Raw genomic sequence first — 14,304 nt, forward strand, 5'->3', positions numbered from 1 at the left:
GGCGGCCAATGCCTGAAGTGTAAGCCAGCCTTCGGCTCAGGACTCGTTCGGCGGCACCTGGCGCGCGCGGATGGCGTTCACCAGGCGCTTGGCCAGGGCCGGGTAGTTCTCGTCGAAGTGGTGGCCGCCGGGCAGCTCGAGGTTCTCGCCGATGGCCTGGGGCTGGGTGCAGCCGCTCTCGTCCTTCTCGTCGGTGCCGTACACGCAGAGCACCTTGGGCCCGGGCATGCGCGCCAGTTCCGGGCCGGTGGCGGCTTCCTGGCCGGCCTTGCCCAGCCAGCCCTGCACCTCGATCTCGAAGCTGCCGCTGCGCGCCAGGGCCAGCAGCAGCACGGCGCTGACCTGTTGCTTGTCGGCCTCGGGCAGGCGGTTGTAGATGGCCGGCAGCACGTCGGCGCCGAAGGAGTAGCCGGCCAGCACGAAGTGGGTGGCGCCCCACTTCTCGCGGTAGTGCTGCATCAGCAGGGCGAGGTCGGCGGCGCTCTGCTCGGGGCTCTTGTGCTCCCAGAAGTAGCGCAGCGCGTCGATGCCCACCACCGGGTAGCCCAGCTCGGCCATCTGCCCGGCGACGTCGCGGTCCAGGTCGCGCCAGCCGCCGTCGCCGGAGTAGAACAGGGTGACGGTGGGCGACGGCTTGGCGGCCGGCACCTCGACCACCGGGAAGTCGTCGCCGCTGCCCTGGATCAGGCGCTTGAGCTGGTCGTCGAGAACCACCGGCAGGCTGTCGTAGTAGTTGGCGATGACGGTCTCGGCGTTCTGCTGGGTGCGGGCGAAGCGCGCGGTCTCGTCGTCCGGGTTGTCGTTCCAGGCCGCGGTCCAGTGGCCGTGGGGCGCGCTCTGCGGCAGCCTGGGCGTGGCGCAGTCGGGCTTGTCGAGGGCGAAGCCGACCGACAGGGCCTTGGCCTTGTCGCTGTTCTGCCCGGCCAGCCAGCGCCAGGCCCAGGCGCCGCCCTGGTGCACGCCGGCGACCAGGGTGGGCTGGGCGTCGAGCAGGTTCAGCGCGGCCTGCACGCGGTGCTGCTGGGCCACGCAATCGTTGTCCGGGAACAGGAACTGCACCACCCGCGCGCCATTGTCGTGGGCCAGGGCCAGCAGCTGGGCGTCGTCCAGCTTGTTGTCCTGGGGCACCGCCAGCAGCACGGTGGCGGTCGGATGCCTGGCGGGGATGGCCAGGCTCACGGGGCTGCCGTCGGGCAGCTTGCCGTGCTCCAGGCGCGCCTGGGACAGCGGGTGGAGCCACAGCAGCACGGCAGCGGCAGCAGCGGCGATTACCAGTAGCAGGACGATGGCCAACAGGCGCCAGCGACGTTTCGACATATCAGCGTTTCACCAGTCCGGACAGGCCGCCCGCGATCAGGGCGGCGGTATCGGCCAGCGCCACCAGCGGATCCAGTCCGGCGGGCACGGCCAGGTAGCGGGGTTCCCAGTCGGGCTGGAACTTGTCCTTGAAGCGACGCAGCCCCTGGAAGTTGTAGAACTGTTCGCCGCGGTGGAACACCAGCGCGCCCAGGCGCTGCGTCAGCGGCGCGCCACGGCGCGGCTGCAGGCCCGAGAGCGGCACCATGCCGAGGCTGAAGCGGGCGTAGCCGCGTTCCTTGTAGTGCAGGATCAGGCCGAGCATGAGGAATTCCATGGTCATCTTCGGCGCGTCCGGCACCACCCGCATCAGGTCCAGGCTGGCCAGCTCGTGGCTGGCGGTCTCCAGCAGGTTGACGAAGGCCACCGCGCGGCCCTGGTGGCGCACCACGGCGACGCGGAAGTAGCGCAGGTACTCGGGGGTGAAGCGGCCCAGGGAGAAGCCCTTCTCGCGGGTGGCCTTGCCGCCCAGCCAGGCGTCGGAGATCGCCTTGAGCTCCTCCATCGGCGCCTGCCCGGCGTCGTGGAACTCGATGGCCAGGCCGTCGCGCTGGCCGCGGTTCCAGGTGTAGCGCAGGTCCTTCATGTCCTTGCCCTTGGCTTCCAGGTCGAAGCGGCGCAGGTCCACGCGCGCCTCCTCGCCGAGCTTGAGGGCGGTCAGGCCGATGTCCATGTAGAACGGCAGGTTCTCCGCGCGCACCTGGTAGAACACCGGGCGCGCGTGGTGCAGGTCGCAGAGGTCGCGGAACTGCCAGATCAGCTCGGCGCGGGCCTGGGTCGGGCCGATCGGGTCGTACAGCGCCACCAGGCTGCGGCCGCGGCGGGCGTACATGAGGAAGGCGTCCTGGCTGGGGTGGAACAGCAGGGCCTTGTCGCCGGACAGCGCCAGGCCGCCGTCGGGCTGCTCGGAACGGGCGAGGATGGCGGCGGCGCGGTCCAGTTCCTCGGCGCTCGGCTCGTGGATCGCCGGCGGCGAGGTGCGCAGCAGCCAGGTCAGGCCCACCGCGGCCAGCAGCAGGCAACTGCCCAGGGCCGCGCGCAGGCCACGGGGGGCGTCGGCGTCGAGGGCGAACTGCCACCACAGCTCGTGGCTGTAGGGCACGTCCTGGTAGGCGAACAGGAACAGCCAGATGGACGCCGCCACCACGCAGGCGGCCGCTGCCAGGTACAGCGGCGAGAAGGGCACTTCCATCAGCCGGCTGCGGCGGTAGAAGGAGCGGCGGAAGATCGCCAGCAGCAGGGCGGTGACGCCGAGGATCAGCGCTTCCTCCCAGTCCACGCCCTTGAGCAGCGACAGCACCGCGCCGCTGAGCAGCAGCACCAGGGTGATCGCCCAGGCCGCCGACAGCCGCCGGCGCAGGCCCTGGGCCAGCAGCAGGCAGAGCACGCCGATCAGGCTGGCGGCGAAGTGCGAGGCATCCACCAGGCGGTGCGGGACCAGGAAGTCCAGCTCGTCCAGGCGGGTGTCGATGGACGGGGTGGCGCCGGAGAACAGCAGGACAATGCCGGAAATGAACACCAGCACCGCCAGCACCGGCGCAGCCAGGCCGGACGCCACGCGCATCGCCTGGCGCGCCAGGAGCATGCGCCGCGCCTCGACCACCAGCAGCAGCAGGCAGGCCAGCAGCAGCGGCAGCACCACATAGATGAGGCGATACATCAGCAGGGCGGCGGCCAGGGGCGCGGCGCCCAGCTGGCCGGCGAAGGCCGCCAGCAGGATCGCCTCGAACACCCCGACGCCGCCGGGCACGTGGCTGAGCACGCCGGCGGCCAGGGCGATCATGTAGACCAGCAGGAAGGCGCCGAACGGCGGCGCCTCGGGCAGCAGCAGGTAGAGCACGGTGGCGGCGGCGGCCACGTCCAGCGCGGTGATCACCAACTGCAGCAGCGACAGGCGCAGGCCCGGCAGGCGCACCGTGCGGCGGCCTATGCGGATCAGCTGGCTGTCCGGCGACGGTTGCTCCGGCTCGCGGCGCCGCTCCATGCCGACCACCAGCAGCACGCAGAAGGCCAGGATGGCCACCGCCAGGGTCGCCACCAGCCACTGCGGCAGGTTCAGCGCCAGGGCGGCGTCGGGCAGGTCGCTGAGCGCGGCCATGGCCGCCAGGATCGGCAGCGCGCAGCCCAGGGACAGGCTGGCGAACAGCGTCATGCGCGCCACTTCCATGGCGTTCAGCCCGGCGCGGGCGTACAGGCGGTAGCGCACCGAACCGCCGGAAAGCATCGACAGGCCCACCGCGTTGCCGATGGCGAAGGCGCTGAAGCCGCCGGTCAGCAGCGTCGGCAGCGGCAGCTTCACCCCGGCGAAGCGGGTGGCCGACCACTCGTAGCCGAGCAGGCAGATGAACCCCGCGACCGTCGCGGCCAGGGCGCCGAACAGCGCGTCGCCGGGGATGTCGAGGATGGCGTCGTGCAGGGAATAGGGATCGATGTCGCGCAGCAGGTGGTAGCAGGCCACCAGCGCCAGGGCGAACAGCAACAGGGTGACGCCGACGCCGATGGCCTGGCGGTGGGCGCCGAGCCGTTCGATCAGGCGGGGGCGGGAAGGGGCGCTGGCAGTTTCCGGAGTCTCAGGCGCGGTGGAGTCGACGCGCATCGGGCACCTCATGGCTGTTGCGCGACAGGTGGGGGCACCCTCGCGAATTCCCAAGTCCGTGGGAACAAATGACTGCAATTATGGGGGGCGCAGCCTGGATCAGGCTCGGTCTTTTTCCGCTGTAACGAAAAAAGCCACTCCGCAGAGTGGCTTTTTTCTATGTTGGTTGCGGGAGCTGGATTTGAACCAACGACCTTCGGGTTATGAGCCCGACGAGCTACCAGACTGCTCCATCCCGCGCCGGCCATTCTACTCGGGCTGAACACCCTGTCAATCGATTTTTGCTTTCCGATCAATTATTTAAATTGAGCGCAAACGAAAAAGGCCACTCCGAAGAGTGGCCTTTTCCTTGTGTCTGGTTGCGGGAGCTGGATTTGAACCAACGACCTTCGGGTTATGAGCCCGACGAGCTACCAGACTGCTCCATCCCGCGGCGGCCATTCTACTCAGGACAGCCACCCTGTCAACCGTTTTCTCGGAAAAACTGGTTTTTCTTCAGATGCTTAGCGAAGCAGGGCGGCCCAGGGCGGGCGGCGCGGGCGTTCGCACCGTTTTGCATTACCATGGTGCCTTCACCGAGCACTCAGGAACGGCAGGGGCATTTCCCCGGTGTTCCGGTGCAATTCCGTCCGAGCAGGTTCCGCGTTGAGTTCCCGGCAGCGAAAGATCATCCACATCGATTGCGATTGCTTCTACGCCGCCATCGAGATGCGCGACGACCCCAGCCTTGCGGGCAAGCCGCTGGCCGTGGGCGGTTCGCCGGACAAGCGCGGGGTGGTCGCCACCTGCAACTACGAGGCGCGCGTCTACGGCCTGCACTCGGCCATGGCCATGCGCACCGCGGTCAAGCTGTGCCCGGACCTGACCATCGTGCGCCCGCGCATGGACGTCTACAAAGGCGTGTCGCGGGAAATCCACGGGATCTTCCGCGACTACACCGACCTCATCGAGCCGCTGTCCCTGGACGAGGCCTACCTGGACGTCAGCGACTGCCAGCAGTTTTCCGGCAGCGCCACGCGCATCGCCCAGGACATCCGCCGGCGCGTCTGGTCGTCGCTGGGCATCACGGTCTCGGCCGGGGTGGCGCCGAACAAGTTCCTGGCCAAGATCGCCAGCGACTGGCGCAAGCCCAACGGCCTGTTCGTCATCACCCCCGAGCAGGTCGAGGAATTCGTCGCCGAACTGCCGGTGAAGAAGCTCCACGGCGTGGGCAAGGTCACCGCCGAGAAGCTGGCGCGCCTGGGCGTGCAGGACTGCCAGCAGCTGCGCGACTGGTCGCGCCTGGCGCTGGTGCGCGAGTTCGGCGGCTTCGGCGAGCGCCTGTGGAACCTGGCCCGCGGCATCGACGAGCGCCCGGTGCAGGTGGACAGCCGGCGCCAGTCGATCAGCGTGGAGAACACCTTCGACCGCGACCTGCCCGACGTCGATGCCTGCCTGGCCGAGCTGCCCGGGCTGCTCGACGAGCTGCAGCGGCGCATGCAGCGCCTGGACGCCAGCTACCGGCCGGGCAAGCCCTTCGTCAAGCTGAAGTTCCACGACTTCACCCAGACCACCCTGGAGCAGGCCAACGCCAGCCGCGACCTGGACAGCTACCGGCAACTGCTGAACCAGGCCTTCCAGCGCGGCGCGCGGCCGGTGCGGCTGATCGGCGTGGGCGTGCGCCTGGTCGACCTGCGCGGCAGGGCCGAGCAGCTCAGCCTGTTCTGAGAACCTGCCTGCGATCTGCTGCGCGTCGGCATAACTGCGTCAACGGGTTCTGAGCGTTGTCTGCGCCGGGCAAAAGTCCGATCATGCGCAGCGCGTAGCCAGGGCCCCGAGCATGCGAATCCACGTCACCTTCACCGACCGCGTCGGCATCACCCAGGAAGTCCTGGCGCTGCTGGGCGCGCGCAACCTGAACCTGGACGCGGTGGAGATGGTGCCGCCGAACGTCTATATAGATGCTCCCGAGCTGCGCCAGGAAGTGCTCCACGAGTTGCATGGCGCGCTGCTGCGGGTGCGCGGCGTGCTCTCGGTGCAGATCGTCGACATGCTCCCCGGCCAGCGCCGCAGCCTGCACCTGGACGCGCTGCTGGCGGCCATGGGCGACCCGGTGCTGGCGGTGGACGCCCAGGCCCGGGTGCTCTTCGCCAACCCCCGGCTCATCGACCTGTGCGGCCGCCAGCCGGCCGGCGAGTCGCTGTCCACCCTGTTCGACGAACCGGGCCTGGCCGAGCACCTGGTGGAGAAGGGCTTCCGCCTGCCGATGCACGAGGTCAGCCTCGGCGGCCAGCCGCTGCTGCTGGACGCCACGCCGATCCGCGGCGCCGGCGATGCCCTGGATGGCGGCCTACTGACGCTCTACCCGCCGAGCCGCATCGGCGAGCGCCTGTCGCTGCTGCACCACGACCACGCCGAGGGCCTGCAGGGCCTGATCGGTCGCTCGCCGCCGCTGATGCAGTTGAAGGCGCGGGTGCGCAAGGTCGCCGGGCTGGACGCGCCGCTGCTGATCCAGGGCGAGACCGGCACCGGCAAGGAACTGGTGGCGCGCGCCTGCCATGCCTTGAGCGCACGCCGCGAAGAACCCTTCCTGGCGCTGAACTGCGCGGCGCTGCCGGAGAGCCTGGCCGAGAGCGAGCTGTTCGGCTACGCCTCGGGTGCCTTCACCGGCGCCCAGCGCGGCGGCAAGCCGGGCCTGCTGGAGCTGGCCGACCGCGGCACGGTGTTCCTCGACGAAGTGGGCGAGATGTCGCCCTACCTGCAGGCCAAGCTGCTGCGTTTCCTCAGCGACGGCTGCTTCCGCCGCATCGGCGGCGAGCGCGAGGTGCGGGTGAACGTGCGGGTGCTCTGCGCCACCCACCGCAACCTGGCGAAGATGGTCGGCGAGGGCAGCTTCCGCGAAGACCTCTACTACCGCCTCAACGTCCTCAACCTGCAGGTGCCGCCGCTGCGCGAGCGCGGCCAGGACATCCTGCTGCTGGCCGAGCACTTCCTGCGCCTGGCCTGCACCCAGATCCAGCGCCCGCCGTGCCGCCTGGCGCCGGAAACCCACCCGCTGCTGCTGGGCAACCGCTGGGCCGGCAACGTGCGCCAGCTGCAGAACAAGATCTTCCGCGCCGCGGCCATCGGCGAGGGCGAGGTGATCGGCGTCGAGGACCTGGAAGTGGCCGGCACAGAGCTGGACACCCGCCAGGCCGCCGACGAGGAGGTCACCAGCCTGGAGGAGGCCGTGCAGCAGTTCGAGAAGTCGCTGCTGCAGCGCCTCTACGCGGCCTACCCTTCGACGCGGCAATTGGCCGCGCGCCTGCGCACCTCGCACACCGCCATCGGCCAGCGCCTGCGCAAGTACGGGATCGGCGAGCGCTGAGGGTGGAACGGTTTCGCTCCGGTGGAGCGGTTTCGTTCCATTTGGTGGCGGCCGCGCCAGCCGGGGCCCTGATGCGCTAAAAGCCAGGAGACTCGCTGGTTTTCGTGGAATGATTTCGTTCCAATGGTTGGTTCACGTCTGATGGCATTGTTTTTCAACTAATTGATTTATAAGAATTTTATTTGTCTTGGCATCACCCTTGCTCTCGTGCCGGGAAAAATCGCGAGCCACCCGACGGCTCCAGACGAGACCAAGAGGACGATCCATGACCACCCTGCGCTTCACACCCGACCATGAATGGCTGCGCCTCGAAGCTTCCGGCGAAGTGACCGTCGGCGTCACCGACTATGCCCAGGAAGCCCTCGGCGACGTGGTCTACGTCCAGCTGCCGGAGCTCGGCCGCCATGAGCAGGGCGCCGAAGTGGCGGTGCTGGAGTCGGTGAAGGCCGCCAGCAATATCGTCATGCCGCTGGCCGGCGAGGTCACCGAGGTCAACCCCGCGCTGATCGACGGCCCGGAGCTGGTCAACCAGGCGCCGCTGGCCGACGGCTGGTTCTTCCGCATCCGCCTGGATGACGCCGCCGCCCTCGACACCCTGATGGACCAGGCCGGCTACGAAGCCTACCTGTCCGCCCGCGCCTGAACCGGGGAGCCCGCATGAGCAAGGTCCAACTGAGCACCAGCAACGAATTCATCGCCCGCCACATCGGCCCGCGCGAGGCCGACACCCAGGCCATGCTCGAGCTGGTCGGCTACGCCAGCCTCGACGCCCTGACCGACAGCGTCATCCCCAACAGCATCAAAGGCACCAGCGTGCTCGATGGCAGCGCGGGGCAGGGCGAGGCCCAGGCCCTGGCCGACCTGCGCGCCATCGCCGCGAAGAACCAGTTGCTGCGCAACCACATCGGCCAGGGCTACTACCCCTGCCACACCCCGGCGCCGATCCTGCGCAACCTGCTGGAAAACCCGGCCTGGTACACCGCCTACACCCCCTACCAGCCGGAAATCTCCCAGGGCCGTCTGGAGGCGCTGCTGAACTTCCAGACGCTGATCAGCGACCTGACCGGCATGCAGATCGCCAACGCCTCGCTGCTGGACGAAGCCACCGCCGCCGCCGAGGCCATGACCTTCTGCAAGCGCCTGTCGAAGAACAAGGCCGCCCAGGCCTTCTTCGCCTCCGCCGACTGCCACCCGCAGACCCTCGACGTGCTGCGCACCCGCGCCGAGCCGCTGGGCATCGAAGTGGTGGTCGGTGACGAGGCCGCGCTGCAGGACTTCTCCGCCTACTTCGGCGTGCTGCTGCAATACCCGGCCAGCACCGGCGCGGTCATCGACTACCGCGAGCTGATCGAGCGCGCCCATGCCGCCGGCACCCTGGTGGCAGTGGCTGCCGACCTGCTGGCCCTGACCTTGCTCACCCCGCCGGGCGAATTCGGCGCCGACGTGGTGCTCGGCAGCGCCCAGCGCTTCGGCGTGCCGCTGGGCTTCGGCGGCCCGCACGCGGCCTACTTCGCCACCCGCGACGCCTTCAAGCGCGACATGCCCGGCCGCCTGGTCGGCATCTCCATCGACCGCTTCGGCAACCCGGCGCTGCGCCTGGCCATGCAGACCCGCGAGCAGCACATCCGCCGCGAGAAGGCCACCAGCAACATCTGCACCGCCCAGGTGCTGCTGGCCAACATCGCCAGCATGTACGCCGTCTACCACGGCCCCCGGGGCCTGAGCGACATCGCCCGGCGCGTGCACCGGCTGACCGCCATCCTGGCCGCCGGCCTGGCGCAACTGGGCCACAAGGTCGAGCAGGCATACTTCTTCGACACCCTGAGCATCGCCACCGCGCGCCCGGCCGCCGAAGTCCACGCCGCCGCCCAGGCCGCCGGCCTCAACCTGCGGGTGATCGACGACGGCCGCGTCGGCGTCTCCCTCGACGAGACCTGCGAGCAGGCCGCCGTCGAGGCCCTGTGGGTGGTGTTCGCCGCCGGCCAGGCGCTGCCGGACTTCGCCGCCCTGGCCGCCAGCGTCGGCGACCAGCTGCCGCAAGCCCTGCTGCGCACCTCGGCCTTCCTGCGCCACGAGGTGTTCAACCGCTACCACTCGGAAACCGAGCTGATGCGCTACCTGCGCAAGCTGGCCGACAAGGACCTGGCGCTGGACCGCAGCATGATCCCGCTGGGCTCCTGCACCATGAAGCTGAACGCCGCCAGCGAGATGATCCCGATCACCTGGGCCGAGTTCGGCAACCTGCACCCCTTCGCCCCGGCCGAGCAGGCCGAAGGCTACCGCGCCATGACCCAGGAGCTGGAGGCCATGCTCTGCGCTGCCACCGGCTACGACGCCGTGTCGCTGCAGCCCAACGCCGGCTCCCAGGGCGAGTACGCCGGCCTGCTGGCCATCCGCGCCTACCACGCCAGCCGTGGCGAGGGCCACCGCGACATCTGCCTGATCCCGTCCTCGGCCCACGGCACCAACCCGGCCACCGCCCAGATGGCCGGCCTGCGCGTGGTGGTCACCGCCTGCGACGCGCGCGGCAACGTCGACCTGGCCGACCTCAAGGCCAAGGCCGAGGAGCACCGCGAACGCCTGGCGGCGATCATGATCACCTACCCGTCGACCCACGGCGTGTTCGAGGAAGGCATCCGCGACATCTGCGCCATCGTCCACGACAACGGCGGCCAGGTGTACATCGACGGCGCCAACATGAACGCCATGGTCGGCCTGTGCGCGCCGGGCAGGTTCGGCGGCGACGTCTCGCACCTGAACCTGCACAAGACCTTCTGCATCCCCCACGGCGGCGGCGGCCCGGGCGTCGGCCCGATCGGCGTGAAGGCGCACCTGGCGCCCTTCCAGCCCGGCCACGGCGAGCAGCTCGAACGCAAGGCCGGCGCGGTGAGCGCGGCGCCCTTCGGCAGCGCCAGCATCCTGCCGATCACCTGGATGTACATCCGCATGATGGGCGGCCAGGGCCTCAAGCGCGCGTCCCAGGCGGCCATCCTCGGCGCCAACTACATCGCCCGCCGCCTGGAAGAGCACTACCCGGTGCTCTATACCGGTGAGAACGGCCTGGTGGCCCACGAGTGCATCCTCGACCTGCGCCCGCTCAAGGAAACCAGCGGGATCAACGTCGACGACGTGGCCAAGCGCCTGATCGACTTCGGCTTCCACGCCCCGACCATGTCCTTCCCGGTGGCCGGCACGCTGATGGTGGAGCCCACCGAGAGCGAGTCGAAGCAGGAGCTGGACCGCTTCTGCGACGCCATGATCCGCATCCGCGAGGAAATCCGCGCGGTGGAACGCGGCGAGCTGGACAAGGACGACAACCCGCTGAAGAACGCCCCGCACACCGCGGCGGAGCTGGTCGGCGAGTGGTCGCACCGGTACAGCCGCGAGCAGGCGGTGTACCCGCTGGCCAGCCTGGTGGACGCCAAGTACTGGCCGCCGGTGGGCCGCGTGGACAACGTCTACGGCGACCGCAACCTGGCCTGTTCCTGCCCGTCGATCGCCGACTACCAGGACGCGTGAACCCTTAAGTCCCTGCGCCCGCTCCGGTGGGCGCCGTGGCCGCGGTTGGCGCCGGACGCGCCGGCGCGGCCTTTTTTTCGCCAAGGAGTTGCCATGAGCCTCGCCAAGACGCCGCTGTACGACCTGCACCTGGAACTGGGTGCGAAGATGGTTCCCTTCGCCGGCTACGAGATGCCGGTGCAATACCCCCTGGGCGTGCTCAAGGAGCACCTGCACACCCGCGCCCGGGCCGGTCTGTTCGACGTCTCGCACATGGGGCAGTTGCGCCTGCGCGGCGCGGATGCCGCCGCGGCGCTGGAAAGCCTGGTGCCGGTGGACATCCTCGACCTGCCGCTGGGCCAGCAGCGCTATGCGCTGTTCACCAACGCCGAGGGCGGCATCCTCGACGACCTGATGGTGGCCAATGCCGGCGACCACCTGTTCCTGGTGGTCAACGCCGCCTGCAAGGACCAGGACCTGGCGCACCTGCGCCAGCACATCGGCGACCGCTGCGAGATCGAGTCGCTGTTCGACAGCCACGCCCTGCTGGCCCTGCAGGGCCCGGCGGCGGCCGAGGTGCTGGCGCGCTTCGCCCCGGCAGTGAAGGCGCTGACCTTCATGCAGGTGGCCACGGTCGAGCTGCTCGGCGTGCAATGCAACGTCAGCCGTTCCGGCTACACCGGCGAGGACGGCTACGAGATTTCCGTGCCCGTGGCCCAGGCCGAAGCCCTGGCCCGCGCCTTGCTGGCCGAGGAAGAGGTGCAGCCGATCGGCCTGGGCGCGCGCGACTCGCTGCGCCTGGAAGCCGGCCTGTGCCTGTACGGCCATGACATGGACAGTGCCACCACCCCGGTGGAAGCGAGCCTGGGCTGGGCCATCTCCAAGGTGCGCCGCGCCGATGGCGCGCGCGCCGGCGGCTTCCCCGGCGCCGGGCGGATCTTCGCCCAGCAGCGCGAAGGCGTGGCCAGCAAGCGCGTCGGCCTGCTGCCGCAGGAGCGCGTGCCGGTGCGCGAAGGGGCGGAGATCGTCGACGCCGATGGCGCGGTGATCGGCAAGGTCAGCAGCGGCGGCTTCGGCCCGAGCCTGGGCGCGCCGGTGGCCATGGGCTACGTGGCCGGTGCCCATGCCGCGCTGGACAGCGAAGTCTTCGCCATGGTCCGCGGCAAGCGCGTGCCGATGAAGGTGGCGCGCACGCCCTTCGTGCCGCAGCGGTATTACCGCGGCTGAAGCGCATCGCGGACGGAGTCCGCTCCTACGAAAACCGGGGTAGGGCGTATAACCGTTCGCGGTTATACGCCGTGGTTCCGAGCGCCATGGTCATTCGGGTGCGAAATGAGGCGTCCGAACGGCGGATAACGCTTTGCGTTATTCGCCCTACGCGTTTGCCATGAGGCATGGCATTTCCCTGTAGGAGTGGATTCATCCGCGATTGCGCCGGCAAGGGCGGTGCTCGCTCGTGGCCTCTGTGCCTTGGCTTGACTCCGCGCCCTCTCCCCAGCCCTCTCCCTTCAGGGAGAGGGCTGGGGAGAGGGCGCTCTCAGGCCTGGCGATGGAGTCCCCGGAAGCCTCGTTCGCGAGCAAGCTCGCTCCTACGAAAAGCGCTCAATCCTCCGGCCACATCCGCAGCGCGCGGCTGTCGGCCGAGAGCAGGCGCAGTTCGCCCTTGTCTGTTATTTCCCAGCGCTGCACTTCGCCCAGGGCCTGGAAGAAGCGCTGCTCCTGCTCCATCAGCGCCGGCGCGCACATCCGCCGGGTGCTGCCGGGCTGGCCGAAGCTGAGCTGCTCGCCATCGATCTGGTAGCTGGCGAACCAGTGGTTGCAGCCGGCGTTGCCGAACGCCCGGCCCTGGCCGTCGAAGGTCAGGCTGACGTGGCTGCGGCCCACCAGCGGGCGCTTGCCGATCCATTCCACGCGGTAGGCCTGGTCGCTTTCCGGCTCCGTCGGGTGCTGGGCGCAGCCGGCCAGCAGCAGGGCGCCGAGCAGGGCTGTCAGCGTCTTCTTCATGCTTGCTCCCGGGCCTGGCAGGCGGGGCAGAGGTGGCGGTCGCCGTCCACGCTCCAGCCCAGCTCGGCGATGCGCGCGGTGGCGGCGGGGGCGTGGGCGGCCTTGCCGAGGCTGGCGTCGACGGCGAACTCGAAGTCCAGCATGGTCCCGCAGCCGTCGCACTTGACCTGCCAGTTGAGGATCGACAGCTCCTTGAACACCGGCCCCCTGGCCACCGCGGTCCATTGCCCCGGCGGGTTGATCAGGTGGCGCACCTTGTCCACCGTCAGCGTCATGCTCAGGTCGCGGCTGCCCTTGAGGCTGACCAGCAGGGTGTCGCCGTTCTGGATCGAGCCACCGTTGCCGGTGACCTGGTAGAGGCCCGGGCCGAGCGCGCGGCACTCGTTCAGCGTGTGTTGCGGGTTGAGCAGGTTGTAGCGGAAATCGTGTTGAGCCATGGGTCCTCCGAAAGTCCGCCCATAGTAGGGGAAGTGGCCCGGACTCGCGACCGTGGCGGCGTGGCCACGGCCCTCAGGGTTCGACGAGGTTGACAGGAGCACCTTGGCGCCAGGCTGCGATGTTGTCCAGCGTGGTCCCGGCGATGGCCGCCAGCGCCTCGCGGGTGAGGAAGGCCTGGTGCGCGGTGATGATCACGTTGGGGAAGGTCAGCAGGCGCGCCAGCACGTCGTCCTGCAGCGGCAGGTCGGAGCGGTCGGCGAAGAAGATCTCCGCTTCCTCCTCGTAGACGTCCAGCCCCAGGTAGCCCAGCTGGCCGCTCTTGAGCGCCTCGATCAGCGCCGGGGTGTCCACCAGCGCGCCGCGGCCGGTGTTGATCAGCATGGCGCCGCGCTTCATGCGCTGCAGGCTGTCGGCGTTGACCAGGTGGCGGGTGGCGTCGTTGAGCGGGCAGTGCAGGCTGATCACGTCGGACTCGGCGAGCAGTTGGTCGAGGCCGACGAAGCGCCCGCCGAGGGTCTCGATGGCCGGGTTGGGGTAGGGATCGTAGGCCAGTATCCGGCAGCCGAAGCCGTGCATGATCTGCGCGAACACCTGGCCGATCTGGCCGCTGCCGACCACCCCGACCGTCTTGCCGTGGAGGTCGAAGCCGGTCAGCCCGTGCAGCGAGAAGTCGCCTTCGCGGGTGCGGTTGTAGGCGCGGTGCAGGTGCCGGCACAGCGCCAGGACCAGCCCCACGGCATGCTCGGCCACCGCGTGGGGCGAGTAGGCCGGCACCCGCACCACGGTCAGCCCCAGGGCGTGGGCGGCGGCCAGGTCGACGTGGTTGTAGCCGGCCGAGCGCAGGGCGATCAGCCGCGTGCCGCCGGCGGCCAGGTGTTCCAGCACCGGCCGCGAGAGGTCGTCGTTGACGAACGGGCAGACCACCTCGAAGCCCATGGCCAGGGCGACGGTGTCCGGGCGCAGCGGGCTCTGCTGGAAATGCAGCTCGAAGCCGTGCCCGGGGTTGGCGGCGAGGAAGCTGTCGCGGTCGTAGTTCTGGCTGCTGAACAGGATGATGCGCATGGCC

10 protein-coding genes and 2 tRNA genes are annotated in these 14,304 nt (G+C 69.5%); 5 read left to right on the forward strand and 7 right to left on the reverse strand.

Translation table 11 applies throughout. The features are described from left to right. Positions 1-36: 36 nt before the first annotated feature. The 4 genes from DK254_RS30280 to DK254_RS30295 form a co-directional block, all read right to left on the reverse strand. Entirely contained in the window at positions 37-1,317 is a 1,281-nt protein-coding gene (locus DK254_RS30280; RefSeq protein WP_109936789.1) for a virulence factor family protein, read from the reverse strand. 1 nt (position 1,318) lies between these two features. After that, on the reverse strand, positions 1,319-3,952 hold the full coding sequence (gene mprF, locus DK254_RS30285; RefSeq protein ID WP_109936790.1) for a bifunctional lysylphosphatidylglycerol flippase/synthetase MprF: 2,634 nt from the start codon (positions 3,950-3,952) through the stop codon (positions 1,319-1,321). Between the two features lie 163 nt (positions 3,953-4,115). Continuing rightward, positions 4,116-4,192: transfer RNA gene (locus DK254_RS30290), tRNA-Met, on the reverse strand. Between the two features lie 116 nt (positions 4,193-4,308). Then, positions 4,309-4,385, reverse strand: a tRNA-Met gene (locus DK254_RS30295). 212 nt (positions 4,386-4,597) lie between these two features. Between DK254_RS30295 and dinB the strand changes: the two genes are divergently transcribed. The 5 genes from dinB to gcvT all read left to right on the forward strand — a co-directional run bounded on the left by dinB (position 4,598) and on the right by gcvT (position 12,023). After that, on the forward strand, positions 4,598-5,659 hold the full coding sequence (gene dinB, locus DK254_RS30300; protein WP_109936791.1) for a DNA polymerase IV: 1,062 nt from the start codon (positions 4,598-4,600) through the stop codon (positions 5,657-5,659). 112 nt (positions 5,660-5,771) lie between these two features. Next, positions 5,772-7,298 carry a sigma-54-dependent transcriptional regulator gene (locus DK254_RS30305; protein WP_089394074.1) on the forward strand — a complete coding sequence of 509 codons (1,527 nt, stop codon included), beginning with the start codon at positions 5,772-5,774 and terminating at the stop codon, positions 7,296-7,298. Between the two features lie 265 nt (positions 7,299-7,563). Further along, positions 7,564-7,941, forward strand: coding sequence for a glycine cleavage system protein GcvH (gcvH, locus tag DK254_RS30310; RefSeq protein ID WP_043271120.1), 378 nt, complete (start codon positions 7,564-7,566; stop codon positions 7,939-7,941). Between the two features lie 14 nt (positions 7,942-7,955). Beyond that, positions 7,956-10,817, forward strand: coding sequence for an aminomethyl-transferring glycine dehydrogenase (gene gcvP / locus DK254_RS30315; protein ID WP_109936792.1), 2,862 nt, complete (start codon positions 7,956-7,958; stop codon positions 10,815-10,817). A gap of 93 nt (positions 10,818-10,910) precedes the next feature. Further along, positions 10,911-12,023, forward strand: coding sequence for a glycine cleavage system aminomethyltransferase GcvT (gene gcvT / locus DK254_RS30320; RefSeq protein WP_109936793.1), 1,113 nt, complete (start codon positions 10,911-10,913; stop codon positions 12,021-12,023). A 375-nt stretch (positions 12,024-12,398) separates the two neighbouring features. Here gcvT and DK254_RS30325 read toward each other — a convergent pair whose 3' ends face one another. From DK254_RS30325 to DK254_RS30335, 3 genes are all read right to left on the reverse strand, one after another. After that, on the reverse strand, positions 12,399-12,800 hold the full coding sequence (locus DK254_RS30325) for an META domain-containing protein (RefSeq protein ID WP_109936794.1): 402 nt from the start codon (positions 12,798-12,800) through the stop codon (positions 12,399-12,401). Next, on the reverse strand, positions 12,797-13,237 hold the full coding sequence (locus DK254_RS30330) for a hypothetical protein (protein ID WP_109936795.1): 441 nt from the start codon (positions 13,235-13,237) through the stop codon (positions 12,797-12,799). The genes DK254_RS30325 and DK254_RS30330 overlap by 4 nt, the downstream gene beginning before the upstream one ends. Before the next feature lie 73 nt (positions 13,238-13,310). Beyond that, positions 13,311-14,300 carry a 2-hydroxyacid dehydrogenase gene (locus DK254_RS30335; protein WP_109936796.1) on the reverse strand — a complete coding sequence of 330 codons (990 nt, stop codon included), beginning with the start codon at positions 14,298-14,300 and terminating at the stop codon, positions 13,311-13,313. Between the last annotated feature and the right edge of the window lie 4 nt (positions 14,301-14,304).

This window comes from Pseudomonas sp. RW407, assembly GCF_003176655.1.
GTDB classification, from domain to species: domain Bacteria; phylum Pseudomonadota; class Gammaproteobacteria; order Pseudomonadales; family Pseudomonadaceae; genus Pseudomonas; species Pseudomonas delhiensis.